Here is a 16718-nt window from a genome sequence, read left to right on the forward strand (position 1 = left end):
CCATCATGTAACGGGTTCGCTGCTGCGGGTTATTCCCAGGACAGCGCGCCCCCCGTCTGATACTCGATCACACGCGTCTCGAAGAAGTTGCGCTCCTTCTTCAGGTCGATCATCTCGCTCATCCACGGGAACGGGTTTTCCTCGTTCGGGTACAGCGGATCAAGGCCGATCTGCTGGCAACGCCGGTTGCTGATGAAGCGCAGATAGCTCTTGAACATCGACGCGTTCAAACCCAGCACGCCGCGCGGCATCGTGTCCTCGGCGTAGCGGTATTCGAGTTCGACAGCCTGCTTGAACAGCTCGCGAATCTCGGCGCGGAATTCCGCGGTCCAGAGATGCGGGTTCTCGAGCTTGATCTGGTTGATCAGGTCGATGCCGAAATTGCAGTGCATCGACTCGTCGCGCAGGATGTACTGATATTGCTCTGCAGCACCCGTCATCTTGTTCTGGCGGCCGAGTGCGAGGATCTGCGTGAACCCGACATAGAAGAACAGGCCTTCCATGATGCAGGCGAACACGATCAGCGACTTCAGCAGCTTCTGATCCGCTTCGAGCGTGCCGGTCTTGAAGGCCGGGTCCGTCAGCGTGTGGATGAACGGGATCAGGAATTCGTCCTTCGCGCGGATCGACGCGACCTCGTGGTACGCGTTGAAGATCTCGCCTTCGTCGAGACCGAGCGATTCGACAATATATTGATATGCGTGCGTGTGGATTGCCTCTTCGAACGCCTGGCGCAGCAGGAACTGCCGGCACTCGGGCGCCGTGATGTGGCGGTACGTGCCGAGCACGATGTTGTTCGCCGCGAGCGAATCGGCCGTCACGAAGAAGCCGAGGTTGCGCTTCACGATGCGGCGCTCGTCCTCGGTCAGACCGTTCGGGTCCTTCCACAGAGCGATGTCGCGGGACATGTTGATTTCCTGCGGCATCCAGTGGTTCGCGCAACCGGCCAGATACTTTTCCCACGCCCACTTGTACTTGAACGGCACCAGCTGATTGACGTCAGTCTGGCCGTTGATGATGCGCTTGTCGGCGACATTGACCCGCGCTTCCGAACCGCCGGCGGGAACAGCCGATGCTTGCGGCGGCACCGCAAGATCGCCTTCGAAAATGTCGCGGACCTGATGGGTGGCAGGCGACGCAGCCTGCATTCCGACAGCCACTCCTGCGGGGGCGCGCATCGCATTGTGCTGCGCTCCGCTCGCGGGAGTTACGGCAGTCTTCTCGTCATCCCAGTTGAGCATAAATTCTCACCATCAATTTAGAACGGTTTGTACCATCTTTTCCTGAGCGATAAAAGGGTTCGCTCACGAAAAATCCTTTTTTCGATTCGCGTTGCGACCTCGATACAACACTTTGAGCAACGCATCGTCGTTCATGCAGAGCGCGACGTGTGCCGCGCGTGTATCGCGAGGTGCGCTCGACGCATCGAACGCTGATCGAAACGCGACGTCGTCGGGGATGTTTCGATCGCTTGTCACTGCCTGCAACGCAGGTGCCGCGTTACAGATTCCTTATCATTTTTTTAGTTGAGAGCGGCGCACACTTCAACCTCGATCGGTCGTCGTGCGCGCCGCCCGGCACGTCTTCAGGTCACGCGCGCTGCGTTACTGGCACGCTTCGCATTCGTCGAAGCCCGGATCGCCCGGACGCATCGTGCACACCGGACCATCGGCCTCGACCGGCGCGAGCGCCGCCGCTGCGCCGAGCGCGCCCGACGACGCATCGCCGCCTGCCGCACCGAAGCCGCCTGCCGCGCCTTGCGCGCCGCCGCTGCTCGAACCACCCGTCGGCACCGCGTTCAGCGCGCCGTGTGCGACCGTCGACTTCTCGACGTGCGTCGCCGCCATCGTGCGGAGGTAGTAGGTCGTCTTCAGGCCGCGCAGCCAGGCGAGCTTGTAGACCTCGTCGAGCTTCTTGCCCGACGCGCCGCCCATGTAGATGTTCAGCGACTGCGCCTGGTCGATCCACTTCTGGCGACGCGATGCCGCTTCGACCAGCCACGTCGGATCGACTTCGAACGCGGTCGCATAGATCGCGCGCAGGTCGGCCGGGATGCGGTCGATGCGCGACAGCATGCCGTCGAAGTACTTCAGGTCGGCGACCATCACTTCGTCCCACAGGCCGCGTTCCTTCAGGTCGCGAACGAGGAACTCGTTCACCACCGTGAATTCGCCCGACAGGTTCGACTTCACGTACAGGTTCTGGAAGGTCGGCTCGATGCACGCCGACACGCCGATGATGTTCGAGATCGTCGCCGTCGGCGCGATCGCGACGCAGTTCGAGTTGCGCATGCCGTGCGCGGCGATCCGCGAACGCAGCGTCGTCCAGTCGAGCGACTCGGACGTGTCGACCTCGACGTAGCCGCCGCGCGCTTCCGTCAGCAGCTTCAGCGTGTCCTGCGGGAGGATGCCGCGATCCCACAGCGAGCCGCGGTAGCTCGAGTAGCGGCCGCGCTCTTCGGCCAGCTCGGTCGACGCGTAGTACGCGTAGTAGCAGACCGCTTCCATCGAACGGTCGGCGAACTCGACCGCCGCTTCCGACGCGTACGGCGTGCGCAGCAGGTGCAGGCAGTCCTGGAAGCCCATGATGCCCATGCCGACCGGACGGTGCTTCAGGTTCGAGTTACGCGCCTTCGGCACCGCGTAGTAGTTGATGTCGATCACGTTGTCGAGCATGCGCATCGCGACGCTGATCGTGCGCTTCAGCTTGTCGTGGTCGAGCGCGTAGCTGCCGTCGGCCTGCTTCACCAGGTGCGCGAGCAGGTTCACGGAGCCGAGGTTGCACACCGCGATTTCGGTGTCGCTCGTGTTCAGCGTGATTTCCGTGCACAGGTTCGACGAGTGGACGACGCCGACGTGCTGCTGCGGCGAGCGGATGTTGCACGGATCCTTGAACGTGATCCACGGGTGGCCCGTCTCGAACAGCATGCCGAGCATCTTGCGCCAGAGCTGCTGCGCCGGGATCTTCTTGAACAGCTTGATCTCGCCGCGCGCGACCTTCTCTTCGTAAGCCGTGTAAGCCTTCTCGAAATCGGCGCCGAACTTGTCGTGCAGGTCCGGGCAGGTCGACGGCGAGAACAGCGTCCAGTCGGCGCCTTCCATCACGCGCTTCATGAACAGGTCGGGAATCCAGTTCGCCGTGTTCATGTCGTGCGTACGGCGGCGATCGTCGCCCGTGTTCTTGCGCAGCTCGAGGAATTCCTCGATGTCGAGGTGCCAGGATTCGAGGTACGCGCAGACCGCGCCCTTGCGCTTGCCGCCCTGGTTGACCGCGACGGCCGTGTCGTTCACGACCTTCAGGAACGGGACCACGCCTTGCGACTTGCCGTTCGTGCCCTTGATATGCGAGCCGAGTGCGCGCACGCGCGTCCAGTCGTTGCCGAGACCGCCGGCGAACTTCGACAGCAGCGCGTTTTCCTTCAATGCTTCATAGATGCCGTCGAGATCGTCCGCGACCGTCGTCAGGTAGCACGACGACAGTTGCGAGCGGTGGGTGCCCGAGTTGAACAGCGTCGGCGTCGAGCTCATGAAGTCGAAGCTCGACAGCACGTTGTAGAACTCGATCGCGCGCGTTTCGCGGTCGATCTCGTTCAGCGACAGGCCCATCGCGACGCGCATGAAGAATGCCTGCGGCATTTCGATGCGGGTGCCGTCGACGTGCAGGAAGTAGCGGTCGTACAGCGTCTGCAGGCCGAGGTAGCCGAACTGCAGGTCGCGGTTCGCGTCGAGCGCTTCACCGAGGCGCTTCAGGTCGAACTGCAGCAGCTTGTCGTCGAGCAGGCCGGCGTCGACGCCGCGCTTCAGGAACTGCGGGAAATATTCCGCGTAGCGGGCCGACATCTCGGCCTGCACCACTTCCTCGCCGAGGATCTCGCGACGGATCGTGTGCAGCAGGATGCGGGCCGTGACCTGGCTGTATGCCGGGTCCTTCTCGATCATCGTGCGCGCAGCGAGGATCGCCGAGTCGTAGACCTGGCTCATCGGCACGCCGTCGTACAGGTTCTTCACCGTCTCCGCGACGATCGGCTCAGGGTTAACCGCAGCGCCGAGGCCATCGCACGCCGACACGATCAGCGCGCGCAGCGCGTTCATGTCGAGCGGACGCGAAACGCCGTTGTCGACGACATTGATGCCGGTGCTCGACTCGCCGCCTGCCGCCGCTGCTTCCTCGCCCGCATGCTGGCGCTCGAGGTGACGCTTCTCGCGATACAGCACGTACGCACGCGCGACGTTGTGCTCGCCGCCGCGCATCAGCGCGAGTTCGACCTGGTCCTGGATGTCTTCGATATGGAACGTACCGCCGTTCGGGCGGCTGCGCACGAGCGCGCGCACGACGTTGTGCGTCAGCTGTTCGACCTGCTCGCGCACGCGCGCCGATGCCGCGCCCTGTCCGCCGTTGACGGCCAGGAAAGCCTTGGTCACCGCGATCGCGATTTTCGAAGGCTCGAACGACACCACGCTGCCGTTGCGGCGGATCACCTTGTAGTCGGCGAACGTGGCTTGCGGCGCGAGCGCCTGCGCGCCCTGTTCGGTCCCGCCGAGCGGACGGCTCGAGGCGCTCTCGTACTGGGACGTCGCGTTGTCGGTGGTTTGCATGTGCAAAGCTCCTGGTGTTGGATGGTGCGGAGAGAACCGCGGATTAAAACGAACGCTGCGCAATGCGGTGCGCGAGCGGTAAGAGGCGAGCGATGCGTCGGGGAAGCCGGGTCGGTCGATGCGCGACAACCGAGCCGGTCGTGTGCTTCGTCATGTGTACCCTGCCCCGTCGAAATTCGCTGCGCTGATCGCGACGCCCTGACCGCCCGGCCTGACGCGCCGCCCTGAGAACCCTGTCCGCCGGCGTTGCCCGCCGGCCGGTGCCGCTCGGGTTTTCCCTGCGACACACACTATATCTAGTACAGAACTGCTCAACTGGCACCAAGTATAGTGGACATTCGGACGACGTCCAAACGGATAATTTGCGATAGAGGTCTTGACATCGCCCACGCGCCGACACGACAAGGCATTGGTCGGAGAAAAAACTTTCTCCGGTCAAAAAACCCCGCGATCAGTGCTGACGGAAAGGAAAGTATTCGGCGGAAAAACCGGCATCGCTCGCGAAGCGTTGCCAATCGAAATGCGGGCCCGGGTCGGTCTTGCGGCCCGGCGCGACGTCCGAGTGCCCCGCGAATGCGTCGACCGGATAACGTGCGGCGAGCGCGCGCGAGAGCGTGGCGAGCATCGCGTACTGCGCGTCGTCGAACGGCACGTCGTCCGCGCCTTCGAGCTCGATGCCGATCGAGAAATCGTTGCAGCGCGCCCGGCCGAAGAACTCGGACGAGCCCGCGTGCCACGCGCGCTCGTCGCACGACACGAACTGCACGAGCTCGCCGTCGCGGCGGATCAGGAAGTGCGCGGACACGCGCACGCCGCGCAGGTGGCTCTGGTAATAGGGGTGCGCATCGCAGTCGAGGCGATTCAGGAACAGCGCCTCGATCGCGTCGCCGCCGAATTCGCCGGGCGGCAGGCTGATGTTGTGGACGACCACGAGCGTCGGCACCGCACCCGCGGGCCGCGCCTCGAAGTTCGGCGACGGCGCATGGCGCGCTTCGCGCACCCAGCCGTTCGCGTCGACCGACAACGGCGGCGCGTCGCTCATCGCGCGTCGTGACCGCTCGCGCGCGCGGCGTGGCGCTGTGCGTGCTCGGCGCTGCAGAAGTATTCGCCGCCCGCGGCGACGGCGTCCCCCTTCGGCGCATGCACGCCGCATTCGGCACAGCGCACCATCGGCTCGGGCAGCGACCGCGTGTCGCCGTTCGGACGCGCAGCGCCGGCACCCGGCGCGCCGCCGTCACCCGCGCCGCGGCCGGTGCGCGCCTGCGCGTGCTCCTGGGCCTGGCGCAGCTTGCGCGCGAGCCACGAGCCAGCGAAGAAGAGAAGAATCAGGAGAAGAATCTGTCGCATCGGAAACCTGCGGTCAAACCACGGAACGGTGCAGCAGCACCTCGAAAACGAACCGGCTGCCGACATACGCGAGCAGCAGCGCGGCGAACGACACGAGCACCCAGCGCGCGGCGCCGCGCCCGCGCCAGCCCGACGTCTTGCGGGCGACCAGCAGGCCGCCGAACATCAGCCACGACAGGATCGCGAACACGGTCTTGTGATCAAGCCGCAGCGCGCGCGCGTCGACCTGCTCGCTGAACAGGATGCCCGACGCGAGCGTCAGCGTGAGCAGCACGAAGCCGGCGCCGATCAGGCGGAACAGCAGCTTCTCGAGCGTGAGCAGCGGCGGCAGCGTTTCGAGCCAGCTCGCGATCCAGCCCGTCGAGCCGTCGCGCCCGCCATTGCGCAGCGACTGCAGGCGCCGCTCGACCATCAGCATCAGGATCGCGTGCAGCGCCGCGATCGCGAACAGGCCGTACGCGATGTTCGCGATCAGGAAGTGCAGCTTGAACAGCGGCGCTGCGGCATAAGGAAGCACCCGCACGCCGCCGAACACCAGCGGCAGCAGCGACGCGCCGCACGCGAGCGGCAGCACCAGCAGGCGCAGGCTGTCGAGCGGGAAGAAAAAGCTCTCGATCCAGTAGATGCCGGCGCCGAGCCAGAACATCGCGGACAGCGCGAACGCGAAGCCGAACACCATCGCGTCGTTCGGAAAAATCGTCATGTGGAGCAGCACGCCGTGCGCGACGAGCGCGGCGAACAGCAGCGCGCGGCCGGCCCCGCTCATCCCGGACGCGGCAGACGCGGGAACCGGCACGGCCGGCACGCTCGCGACGAGCGGCGTCGCACCCTGGCGGTGCGTGCGCCAGCCTGCGACGGCGAGGCCGCCGTACAGGAATGCGGTGAGGGCATACAGTACAATATCCATGTTCGAAGTTTACACTAGGCCCCCTTCCCGCGACGGCTCCCTTTGTTCGGTTCCGCCGCGCCTTCGGGCCCCACTGTCCATCGCTCCCCATGCTCGACAATCTCACTCAACGGATGGCGCGCGTCGTCAAGACGCTGCGCGGCGAGGCCCGGCTCACCGAGGCAAACACGCAGGAGATGCTCCGCGAGGTGCGTCTCGCGCTGCTGGAAGCCGACGTGTCGCTGCCGGTCGTCCGCGAATTCATCGCCAAGGTCAAGGAAAAGGCGCTCGGCGAAGAAGTGATCAGCAGCCTGTCGCCGGGTCAGGCGCTCGTCGGCGTGGTCCAGAAGGAACTGACCGCCGTGATCGGCGGCGACTATGAAGGCAAGGCCGCCGAGCTGAATCTCGCGGTCACGCCGCCCGCCGTGATCCTGATGGCCGGCCTGCAGGGTGCGGGCAAGACCACGACCGTCGGCAAGCTCGCCAAGCTGCTGCGCGAGAAGTACAAGAAGAAGGTGCTGACCGTGTCGTGCGACGTGTATCGCCCGGCCGCCATCATGCAGTTGAAAACGGTGAGCGAGCAGGTCGGCGCCGACTTCTTCCCGTCGACGCCGGACCAGAAGCCCGTCGACATCGCGCTCGCGGCCGTCGACTGGGCGAAGCGCCACTACCACGACGTGCTGATCGTCGACACGGCCGGCCGCCTCGGCATCGACGAGGCGATGATGCAGGAAATCGCCGCGCTGCACGGCACGCTGAAGCCGGCCGAAACGCTGTTCGTCGTCGACGCGATGCTCGGCCAGGACGCGGTCAACACCGCGAAGGCGTTCAACGACACGCTGCCGCTCACCGGCGTCGTGCTGACCAAGCTCGACGGCGATTCGCGCGGCGGCGCCGCGCTGTCGGTGCGCCACATCACGGGCAAGCCGATCAAGTTCGTCGGCGTTGCCGAGAAGCTCGACGGCCTCGAGGTGTTCCACCCCGACCGGATGGCGAACCGGATCCTCGGCATGGGCGACATCCTCGCGCTCGTCGAGGAAGCGCAGCGCGGCGTCGACGTGCAGGCCGCGCAGAAGCTCGCCGACAAGGTCAAGAAAGGCGGCGACTTCGACCTGAACGACTTCCGCGCGCAGATCTCGCAGATGAAGAACATGGGCGGCCTGTCGTCGCTGATGGACAAGCTGCCCGCGCAGTTCCAGCAGGCGGCGGCCGGCGCCGACATGGGCCAGGCCGAAAAGCAGATCCGCCGGATGGAAGGGATCATCAGCTCGATGACGCCCGCCGAGCGTGCGAAACCCGAAATCATCAAGGCGACGCGCAAGCGCCGCATTGCGGCCGGCGCGGGCGTGCCGGTGCAGGAAGTCAACCGGATGCTGAACCAGTACGACCAGATGCGTACCATGATGAAGAAGCTGAAGGGCGGCAACATGCAGAAGATGATGCGCGGCCTGAAGGGCATGATGCCCGGCATGCGCTGATTCCGCCCGTCGGCCGGCGCGCGGGTTTCTGCTGTAGCGCGCGTCGCCCGTTCTGCTTCATCCTTATTTGTATACCGACTGCCCGCCAGAACACATGAACCGCGAAGAAGCCCTCCATATTTTCGACCACTCCGAAGAGATCGTCTCGGCCGACGCCGTCAACGCGTCGATCGTCCGGATGGCCGACGCGATCCGCGCCGAGATCGGCGATGCGTTCCCGCTCGTTCTCTCGGTGATGGGCGGCGCCGCGGTGTTTACCGGGATGCTGCTGCCGCATCTCGATTTCCCGCTCGAATTCGACTACATCCACCTGACCCGCTACCGCAACACGACACAGGGCAGCCCGGAGATGCACTGGCGCGTCGCGCCGCGCGAGTCGGTGAAGGACCGGATCGTGCTCGTGCTCGACGACATCCTCGACGAAGGCGAAACGATGGCCGCGATCCGCGACCGCATCCTCGACATGGGCGCGCAGCGTTTCATGTCGGCCGTGCTGTGCGAGAAGACGCTCGCGAAGGCGAAACCGCTGCACCCCGACTTCTGCGGCTTCTCGGTGCCGGACCGCTACGTGTTCGGCTGCGGGATGGACGCGAAGGGCTACTGGCGCAACCTGCCGACGATCCGCGCGCTGACCGCGAACGTCTGATCGCCGCCCTGCCCGCCATATAAATAGAAAGCGGCGCTCCGGTTTCCCGGAGCGCCGCTTTTTTCGTGTGCGCGCCGCCCTACAGCTGATGCACGAACGCGCGGATGCCGGCCAGCAGCATCTCGACCGAAATCGCGACGAGCACGAGGCCCATCAGCCGCTCGAACGCCGCGACCGTCCGCTCGCCGAGCCACTGCTGGATCCGTTCGGCCAATACCAGCGTGACCGCGCAGACGAGCATCGTGACCGTCAGCGCACCGACCCATTCGAACATCTTGCCCGGCGCCTGCGACGTCAGCAGCATCACCGTCGCAAGCGCCGACGGCCCGGCGAGTGCCGGAATCGCGAGCGGCACGATGAACGGTTCGCCGCCCGCGCGCGGATCGCTGCCGAGCGCGCCGTCCGGATGCGGGAAGATCATCCGCAGTGCGATCAGGAACAGCACGATCCCGCCGCCGAGCCGCAACGACAGGTCGGTAAGGCTCATCATCCGCAGGAAGCGGTCGCCGACCACCATGAAGAACAGCAGGATCACGAACGCGATCCCCACTTCACGGAGGATCAGCTTCACGCGCCGCTCGCGCGGCACGTCCCGCATCGCCGAAATGAACAGCGGGATGTTGCCGAGCGGATCGGTGATCAGCACGAGGAGCACGGTGGCCGACAGGAACGTGTATTCCATCGTGTCCCCCGGTCGCCGCGCTTAGTGCGCGAGCGCGGCGCGGATCTTCTCCGCGACCGTCGCCGCGGCCGCGTCGGCCGGCAGCAACGTCGCTTCGGCGTCGCGGCGGCCCTGGTACTCGATCTTGCCTTCCTTCAGGCCGCGCTCGCCGATCACGAGGCGATGCGGCACGCCGATCAGCTCCCAGTCGGCGAACATCACGCCCGGGCGCTCGCCGCGATCGTCGAGGATCACGTCGATGCCGGCCGCGGCGAGTTCCGTGTACAGCTTGTCGGCGGTCTCGCGCACCATTTCGCTGCGGTCATAACCCATCGGACACAGCACGACCTCGAACGGCGCGATCGACTCCGGCCAGATGATGCCGCGATCGTCGAAGTTCTGTTCGATCGCCGCGCCGAGAATACGCGTGACACCGACGCCGTAGCAGCCCATCAGCATCGGTTGCGGCTTGCCCGACTCGTCGAGGAACGTCGCGCCCATCGCTTCCGAGTACTTGGTGCCGAGCTGGAACACGTGGCCGACCTCGATGCCGCGGCAGATGTCGATCACGCCATTGCCGTCCGGCGACGGGTCGCCCTTCTGCACGTTGCGCACGTCGGCGACGTCCGGCTCCGGCAAGTCGCGGCCCCAGTTCACGCCCGCGATGTGATAGTCGATCTCGTTCGCGCCGACGACGAAGTCGCTCATGTTCGCGACCGTGCGGTCCGCGATCACCTTCACGGGCTTCTTCGTGCCGACCGGGCCGAGGTAGCCCGGCGGCGTGCCGAACCACTCGACGATTTCCTGCTCGGTCGCGAAGCGGTGGTTCTTCAGGCCCGGCAGCTTCGATACCTTGATCTCGTTCAGGTCGTGGTCGCCGCGCAGCATCACGAGCCAGATGGTCGGCTCGGCGCCTTCGTTGTCGGTCGCGAGCACGATCGACTTGATCGTGCGCTCGAGCGGGATGGCCAGCAGTTCGGCGACGGCTTCGCACTTCGCCTTGCCCGGCGTCGCGACCTTTTCCATCGCTTCTGCCGGCGCCGCGCGCTCGGCAATCAGCGGCAGCGCTTCGGCCGCCTCGATGTTCGCCGCGAACTCGGACGTCGGGCAGTAGGCGATCGCGTCCTCGCCGGTGTCGGCGATCACGTGGAACTCGTGCGAGAAGTTGCCGCCGATCGAGCCGCTGTCGGCCGCGACCGCACGGAACTCGAGGCCGAGGCGCGTGAAGATGCGCACGTACGCGTCGTACATCTTGCGATACGACTCGTTCAGGCCGGCCGCATCCTTGTCGAACGAATACGCGTCCTTCATGATGAATTCGCGGCCGCGCATCACTCCGAAGCGCGGACGGATCTCGTCGCGGAACTTCGTCTGGATCTGGTAGAAGTTCACCGGCATCTGCCGGTAGCTCTTGATCTGGTTGCGCGCGATGTCGGTGACGACTTCCTCGTGCGTCGGCCCGATCACGAAATCGTTGTCCTTGCGGTCCTTGAAGCGCAGCAGCTCGGGGCCGTACTGTTCCCAGCGGCCCGATTCCTGCCACAGCTCGGCAGGCTGCACGGCCGGCATCAGCAGCTCGATGGCGCCCGCCCTGTTCATTTCCTCGCGCACGATCGCCTCGACCTTGCGAATCGAACGCAGGCCGACCGGCAGGTAGTTATAGATGCCGCCGGCGACGCGACGGATCATGCCGGCGCGTACCATCAGCTTGTGGCTGACGATCTCTGCGTCGGCGGGTGCTTCTTTCAGGGTGCCGATAAAGAAACGGGAAGCTTTCATGCGGACGGTTCCAAAAACGGCGCCCCCAGGCGGGGCGCCCGAAAAAGTTTCAAGGTGAAAAAGCTGCGCGCGACGAACGACGATGGCGCAGATGACGTAGCAGACTAATCAGGGACAATTCAGCCGGCGCGCCCCGTGCGGATTCGCTCCGTCACGGTGCGCAGCGCCCGTTATCTGTTTATAATCAAAGCAATTTTAAAGGATTCGAAGGTGGTTGTATGCTGGATCGTGAAGGCTTTCGCCCGAACGTCGGCATCATCCTCTTGAACGCGCGCAACGAGGTGTTTTGGGGCAAGCGGCTCCGCGAGCACTCCTGGCAGTTTCCTCAAGGTGGGATCAAGTACGGCGAGACCCCCATGCAGGCGATGTACCGGGAACTGCACGAGGAAACGGGCCTGCATCCGGAACACGTCAAGATAATCGGCCGCACTCGCGACTGGTTGCGTTACGAGGTGCCTGACAAGTTCATCAAACGCGAAGTACGCGGTCATTACCGCGGCCAGAAGCAGATCTGGTTCCTGCTGCGGATGGTTGGACGCGATTGCGACATTTGCTTGCGCGCGACCGATCACCCGGAGTTCGATGCGTGGCGCTGGAACGAGTACTGGGTGCCGCTCGATGCGGTAATCGAGTTCAAGCGGGATGTCTATCAGTTGGCGCTGACGGAACTGTCGCGCTTCCTGCGCCGCCCGGCGCAGCGAGCCGAGAAGCCGCGCGGGCCGCGTCTGTCGCGCTATCCGCGCGTCATCGGCGCACAGGCCCAGCAGACGTTGACGATTGTCGACACATCGGTAGTCTGTTCGGAGATCGAAGTGGAAGCGGGCACGCTCGACGAGATGCCGCCCCACGTGATCGTCGGCAAATGACGAGTCGGACTGCATGACCGGGCGCGACCTTGGTGTCGCGCCCTTTTTTTACGAGGAATGCATATTGAAAGCGATTGCTCTCGCGCTCGCATCGATTGCCACAGCGGCCATGCTGGCCGGCTGCGCGAATTCGAAGACGCCGACCAACAAGGATGACAGCGAGTTCGTGTATCTGCTGGACCGCCAGGGCACCTGGAAAGAAAACGCGGTCGACACGCTGCCGCCGCTGCCGCAGACGAGCGACCTGCTGCCGTTCAACGTATCGCAGAACACGCCGCTCAAGTTCTTCGTCGATGCGAAGTCGCTCGCGGTCGGCACCGATGGCGTCGTGCGCTACGCCGTCGTCATCACGAGCCCGGCCGGCGCGCGCAATGTGAACTACGAAGGCATCCGCTGCGACACCTACGAATGGCGGCAGTACGCCGGCCTGAATGCGGAACACGACGGCTGGGACCGCACGGTCGAGAACGACTGGCGGCGCATCGAGAACGGCGAACTGAATGCGTACCACTCGTCGCTCTATCAGGACTACTTCTGCTCGAACAAGATGCCGCAGGGCTCGACCAAGCAAATCCTGGAGAACATCCGGTTTCACCGCACCGCGATGAGCCAGCTGCGCTGACGGCACGCGGCACAGGCCGCCTGCCCCGTCCCGCACCATGCAAAAAGCCCGCATCATGCGGGCTTTTTATTGGTTCATCGAGGATTACCGGGGAACGCGGCGCGGATCTTGAGGAAGAAGTATTCCTCGTCGCGGTACCCGTAAGCCCTGCGTTTGATGACCTTGATGGTGTTGTTGATGCCTTCGACGACGCTGGTATTGAGCGGATGGCGGCAGCGGGCGAGGATGCCGTGCCAATAACCCTGCAGACGCTGAGCAAACAGTTGCAGCGCGGCAATCCCGCTTTGCCGGGCTTGCTCGATCCATTGCTCCCAGGCTTTCTGCGCCCAAGCTGGCTTCTGGTAGAACCAGAGCCGTTTGAGTTCGTCGCGTAGCAGGTAGACGCACAACAACGGCTGATTGGCGGCCAGCAGTTCCTTCAGATGCACGGCCTGTTCCTGCTTCAGGTTGCGGCGGTTGCGCAGCAGCAGCCATCGACTGGACTTCAGAACCTTCCGGGCCGGCCGGTCATGGCGTAGCTGATTGGCCTGATCCACCCGTACCCGATCGATCACCTCGCGCCCGTACTTGGCGACGACGTGGAACAGGTCGTAGACCACCTCGGCTTGCGGACACTGCGCCTTGATCTCCAGCTCGTAGGCCGTGGTCATGTCAATCGCGACCGCTTCGATGCGCTCGGCGACGCCTGCGGGAAGTTGTTCGAAGAAGGCCCTGGCCGTCTCGCGAGAGCGCCCCTGTCCGATCCAGAGCACTTGCCGGCCGATCGGATCGACCACCACCGTGGCGTAGCGATGGCCTTTATGGAGCGCGAACTCGTCCATCGCCAGATAGCGGATCGTTGACCAGTCCGGCTCGGCCACGCGTGCGCGTAAGCGCATCTTGTCGATCGATTTGACCGTATGCCAGCCCAGGTCGTAGAAGGCCGCTACCGCCTGCACGCTGGCCGCTTGCAGCAGCTTCTCGCAGGCCTTGGCGAATCGCTCGGTCACCCGCTGGTAGCGGCCCAGCCAGTCCAGCTTCTCCAGCCTCGGCCCGCCGCAGCGTTCGCACCAGACCCGGCGACGAGGCACATGCAACACCACCCGGTACTCGAACAGCGGCAGATCGCGCACGCGCCGCACCGTCGTTTCATGAGTCTGCTGGCAACGCGCTCCGCATTGTTCGCAGTACATGACCTTGCTGACCGGCTTCAAGTACAGCGACAGCGTGCGGCTATCGCCCTCCGGCCACTCCACCCGCTCCAGCCGATAGCCTGTCCAGCAACCCAGTGCCTGAAGTGCCTTGCGATCGAGCAATTCTTCCTCCTGACCTCCATAAAGTCAGGCGTCAGGTTACGCAATCGCTCTCCAAGGCTCCACGGTTTCCTGCGATGAACCTTTTTATTTGGCTACCGGATTCGGAGCGGACAGTCACACCAGCACGAGGTTATCGCGATGGATCAGTTCAGGCTCCAGCATGTAGCCGAGCACGGTCTCGATCTCGCCGCTCGGCTTGCGCTGGATCAGTTTCGTCTCGGCGCTGCTGTAGTTCGTGAGCCCACGCGCCACTTCACGCCCGTCGGGGCCGACGCACGCGATCACCTCGCCGCGCGCGAACGCGCCCTGCACGCCGGTCACGCCGATCGGCAGCAGGCTCTTGCCGCCGGCCGTCAGTTTCTCGACCGCGCCCGCATCGATCACGACATGGCCGCGCACCTGCAGGTGGTCGGCCATCCATTGCTTGCGCGCCGCCATCCGCGCGGTACGTGCGATCAGTTGCGTGCCGATCGCCTCGCCGGCCGCCAGACGCACGAGCACGTCGGACTCCCGGCCGCTCGCGATCACGGTGTTCGCGCCGCTGTGCGCCGCACGCTTCGCCGCGAGAATCTTCGTCAGCATCCCGCCGCGGCCGAGGCTCGAGCCCGCACCGCCCGCCATCGCCTCGAGTTCCGGCGCGCCCGCATTGGCCTCGGCGACGAGCGTCGCGTTCGGATCCTTGCGCGGATCGGCCGTGAACAGCCCCGACTGGTCGGTCAGGATGATCAGCGCATCGCCTTCGATCAGGTTCGCGACGAGCGCACCGAGCGTGTCGTTGTCGCCGAACTTGATTTCGTCGGTAACGACCGTGTCGTTCTCGTTGATGATCGGCACGACGCCGAGCCGCAGCAGCGTGAGCAGCGTCGAACGCGCATTCAGGTAACGCTCGCGGTCTGCCAGGTCGGCGTGCGTGAGCAGGATCTGCGCGGTGCGGATGTCGTGTTCGGTGAAACGGCTCTCATAGACCTGCGCGAGCCCCATCTGGCCGACTGCGGCGGCGGCCTGCAGCTCGTCGATTTCGCGCGGCCGCTTGCTCCAGCCGAGCCGCTGCATCCCTTCGGCAATCGCGCCCGAACTGACGAGCACGACTTCCTTGCCCTGAGCACGCAGCGCGGCGATCTGGGCAGCCCAGCGGCCGATTGCAGCATGATCTAGCCCTTTGCCGTCGTTGGTCACGAGGCTGGAGCCCACCTTCACCACCAATCGCTTCGAATCCGCGATGATCGAACGCATCCTGCACTGCCTCCTGTATCTGATGCGCGATTGAGCGCCGACGCCGGGCGGCACGCCCGGCGCGTTCCGGAACCGCTCAGGCGTCGTCGCCCGGCACTGCACCGCCGTTCGCGGGCGGCGCATCGCGGAAACGCACGTCCGCCGCGAGATCTTCCGCCTCTGCCGCGCGATGCGCGTCCGAATGCTCGGACAGGTAATCGTAGATCGCGTAGCACAGCGCTTCGCAGCCCTGCCCCGTCAGCGCGGAAATCTCGAACACGGGGCCGTCCCAGCCGAAGCGGTCGAGGAAATCCGCGACGCGCGCCTCGCGCTCGTCTTCCGGCACCATGTCGAGCTTGTTGAGCACGAGCCAGCGCGGCTTCTCGTAGAGCGCCTCGTCGTACTTGCGCAGCTCGCCGACGATCGCGGTCGCTTCCGCGACCGGATCGACGCTTTCGTCGAACGGGGCGAGATCGACAAGATGCAGCAGCACGCCGGTGCGCTGCAGGTGACGCAGGAACTGATGCCCAAGGCCCGCGCCTTCGGCCGCACCCTCGATCAGCCCCGGGATGTCGGCGATCACGAAGCTCTTGCTCGGGCCGACTCGCACCACGCCGAGATTCGGCGCGAGCGTCGTGAACGGGTAGTCGGCAATCTTCGGCCTCGCGTTCGACACCGACGAGATGAACGTCGACTTGCCCGCGTTCGGCATGCCGAGCAGGCCGACATCGGCGAGCACCTTCAGCTCGAGCTTCAGCATGCGCCGCTCGCCGGGCTTGCCGTCCGTCTTCTGACGCGGCGCGCGGTTCGTGCTCGACTTGAAATGCAGGTTGCCGAGGCCGCCGGCGCCGCCCTGCGCGAGCATCACCTGCTGGTCGTGCTCGGTCAGGTCGGCAATCAGCTCGCCGGTATCCATGTCGCTGATGATCGTACCGACCGGCATGCGCAGCGTGACGTCATCGCCGCCCTTGCCGTAGCAATCCGAGCCGCGACCGTTTTCGCCGTTGCGCGCCAGGTGCTTCTTCGCGTAACGATAGTCGATCAGCGTGTTGATGTTGCGGTCGGCGATCGCGTAGACGCTACCGCCCCGGCCGCCGTCGCCGCCGTCCGGCCCGCCGAACGGGACGAATTTCTCGCGGCGCATCGACGCACTGCCATCGCCTCCGTCGCCGGCGATGACTTCGATTCGTGCTTCGTCAATGAACTTCATTCGTCACTCCGCCCAGTATTTCCGCTATTGTGCCGCGCGCCGGTGCGCTTGAACAATCTGCCGTTCGGCCGATCGTACGCCGGTTGCACGACGGTCGCCGGAACGCACATGCGCCCGGCGG

Annotated in this window: 14 protein-coding genes; 4 read left to right on the plus strand and 10 right to left on the minus strand. The window is 65.0% G+C overall.

The genetic code is table 11. The features are described 5' to 3' along the window. Window positions 1–29: 29 nt before the first annotated feature. The 5 genes from DM992_RS01020 to ccsA all read right to left on the minus strand — a co-directional run bounded on the left by DM992_RS01020 (window position 30) and on the right by ccsA (window position 6849). Window positions 30–1241 carry a ribonucleotide-diphosphate reductase subunit beta gene (locus DM992_RS01020; RefSeq protein WP_111015356.1) on the minus strand — a complete coding sequence of 404 codons (1212 nt, stop codon included), beginning with the start codon at window positions 1239–1241 and terminating at the stop codon, window positions 30–32. 363 nt (window positions 1242–1604) lie between these two features. After that, a complete protein-coding gene (locus tag DM992_RS01030; protein ID WP_111015358.1) occupies window positions 1605–4595 on the minus strand; it encodes a ribonucleoside-diphosphate reductase subunit alpha in 2991 nt (996 codons plus the stop codon). A 451-nt stretch (window positions 4596–5046) separates the two neighbouring features. Further along, window positions 5047–5637: a 1,6-anhydro-N-acetylmuramyl-L-alanine amidase AmpD gene (gene ampD, locus DM992_RS01040; protein WP_111015359.1), complete on the minus strand. Its 591-nt coding sequence runs from the start codon at window positions 5635–5637 to the stop codon at window positions 5047–5049. Further along, window positions 5634–5942 carry a PP0621 family protein gene (locus DM992_RS01045; protein WP_034182666.1) on the minus strand — a complete coding sequence of 103 codons (309 nt, stop codon included), beginning with the start codon at window positions 5940–5942 and terminating at the stop codon, window positions 5634–5636. Before DM992_RS01045 ends, ampD begins: the two co-directional genes overlap by 4 nt. A 13-nt stretch (window positions 5943–5955) precedes the next feature. Further along, window positions 5956–6849, minus strand: coding sequence for a cytochrome c biogenesis protein CcsA (ccsA, locus tag DM992_RS01050; protein ID WP_034182665.1), 894 nt, complete (start codon window positions 6847–6849; stop codon window positions 5956–5958). Between the two features lie 89 nt (window positions 6850–6938). On the opposite strand from ccsA, the gene ffh reads away from it, so the two are divergent. Continuing rightward, the gene (ffh, locus tag DM992_RS01055) at window positions 6939–8306 is read left to right on the plus strand and encodes a signal recognition particle protein (protein WP_111015360.1); all 1368 of its coding nucleotides are present in this window, start codon (window positions 6939–6941) and stop codon (window positions 8304–8306) included. 94 nt (window positions 8307–8400) lie between these two features. Then, entirely contained in the window at window positions 8401–8952 is a 552-nt protein-coding gene (locus DM992_RS01060; protein WP_111015361.1) for a hypoxanthine-guanine phosphoribosyltransferase, read from the plus strand. A gap of 79 nt (window positions 8953–9031) precedes the next feature. Here DM992_RS01060 and DM992_RS01065 read toward each other — a convergent pair whose 3' ends face one another. Both DM992_RS01065 and DM992_RS01070 read right to left on the minus strand, forming a co-directional pair. Next, on the minus strand, window positions 9032–9634 hold the full coding sequence (locus DM992_RS01065) for a MarC family protein (protein ID WP_111015362.1): 603 nt from the start codon (window positions 9632–9634) through the stop codon (window positions 9032–9034). A gap of 21 nt (window positions 9635–9655) precedes the next feature. Next, window positions 9656–11392: a proline--tRNA ligase gene (locus DM992_RS01070; RefSeq protein WP_111015363.1), complete on the minus strand. Its 1737-nt coding sequence runs from the start codon at window positions 11390–11392 to the stop codon at window positions 9656–9658. Window positions 11393–11610: 218 nt separating this feature from the next. Between DM992_RS01070 and DM992_RS01080 the strand changes: the two genes are divergently transcribed. After that, window positions 11611–12258, plus strand: coding sequence for an RNA pyrophosphohydrolase (locus DM992_RS01080; RefSeq protein WP_034182660.1), 648 nt, complete (start codon window positions 11611–11613; stop codon window positions 12256–12258). A gap of 13 nt (window positions 12259–12271) precedes the next feature. Further along, on the plus strand, window positions 12272–12880 hold the full coding sequence (locus DM992_RS01085) for a CNP1-like family protein (protein ID WP_111015364.1): 609 nt from the start codon (window positions 12272–12274) through the stop codon (window positions 12878–12880). Window positions 12881–12954: 74 nt separating this feature from the next. On the opposite strand, the gene DM992_RS01090 is transcribed toward DM992_RS01085, so the two are convergent. From DM992_RS01090 to obgE, 3 genes are all read right to left on the minus strand, one after another. Next, window positions 12955–14175, minus strand: coding sequence for an ISL3 family transposase (locus DM992_RS01090; RefSeq protein ID WP_111015365.1), 1221 nt, complete (start codon window positions 14173–14175; stop codon window positions 12955–12957). Window positions 14176–14289: 114 nt separating this feature from the next. Continuing rightward, window positions 14290–15408, minus strand: a complete 1119-nt coding sequence (gene proB / locus DM992_RS01100) for a glutamate 5-kinase (RefSeq protein WP_034182658.1) — start codon at window positions 15406–15408, stop codon at window positions 14290–14292. A gap of 76 nt (window positions 15409–15484) precedes the next feature. After that, a complete protein-coding gene (gene obgE / locus DM992_RS01105) occupies window positions 15485–16597 on the minus strand; it encodes a GTPase ObgE (protein ID WP_111015366.1) in 1113 nt (370 codons plus the stop codon). Window positions 16598–16718: the final 121 nt, after the last annotated feature.

The sequence above is a fragment of the Burkholderia sp. JP2-270 genome, assembly GCF_003233675.1.
Lineage (GTDB): Bacteria > Pseudomonadota > Gammaproteobacteria > Burkholderiales > Burkholderiaceae > Burkholderia > Burkholderia pyrrocinia_C.

Coding starts and splice junctions, on each gene's coding strand:
- DM992_RS01045 (WP_034182666.1), bottom strand. CDS start 5,942: ATGCGACAGATTCTTCTCCTGATTCTTCTCTTCTTCGCTGGCTCGTGG.
- ccsA (WP_034182665.1), bottom strand. CDS start 6,849: ATGGATATTGTACTGTATGCCCTCACCGCATTCCTGTACGGCGGCCTC.
- proB (WP_034182658.1), bottom strand. CDS start 15,408: ATGCGTTCGATCATCGCGGATTCGAAGCGATTGGTGGTGAAGGTGGGC.
- DM992_RS01065 (WP_111015362.1), bottom strand. CDS start 9,634: ATGGAATACACGTTCCTGTCGGCCACCGTGCTCCTCGTGCTGATCACC.
- ffh (WP_111015360.1), top strand. CDS start 6,939: ATGCTCGACAATCTCACTCAACGGATGGCGCGCGTCGTCAAGACGCTG.
- DM992_RS01085 (WP_111015364.1), top strand. CDS start 12,272: ATGACCGGGCGCGACCTTGGTGTCGCGCCCTTTTTTTACGAGGAATGC.
- DM992_RS01070 (WP_111015363.1), bottom strand. CDS start 11,392: ATGAAAGCTTCCCGTTTCTTTATCGGCACCCTGAAAGAAGCACCCGCC.
- ampD (WP_111015359.1), bottom strand. CDS start 5,637: ATGAGCGACGCGCCGCCGTTGTCGGTCGACGCGAACGGCTGGGTGCGC.
- DM992_RS01030 (WP_111015358.1), bottom strand. CDS start 4,595: ATGCAAACCACCGACAACGCGACGTCCCAGTACGAGAGCGCCTCGAGC.
- obgE (WP_111015366.1), bottom strand. CDS start 16,597: ATGAAGTTCATTGACGAAGCACGAATCGAAGTCATCGCCGGCGACGGA.
- DM992_RS01060 (WP_111015361.1), top strand. CDS start 8,401: ATGAACCGCGAAGAAGCCCTCCATATTTTCGACCACTCCGAAGAGATC.
- DM992_RS01020 (WP_111015356.1), bottom strand. CDS start 1,241: ATGCTCAACTGGGATGACGAGAAGACTGCCGTAACTCCCGCGAGCGGA.
- DM992_RS01080 (WP_034182660.1), top strand. CDS start 11,611: ATGCTGGATCGTGAAGGCTTTCGCCCGAACGTCGGCATCATCCTCTTG.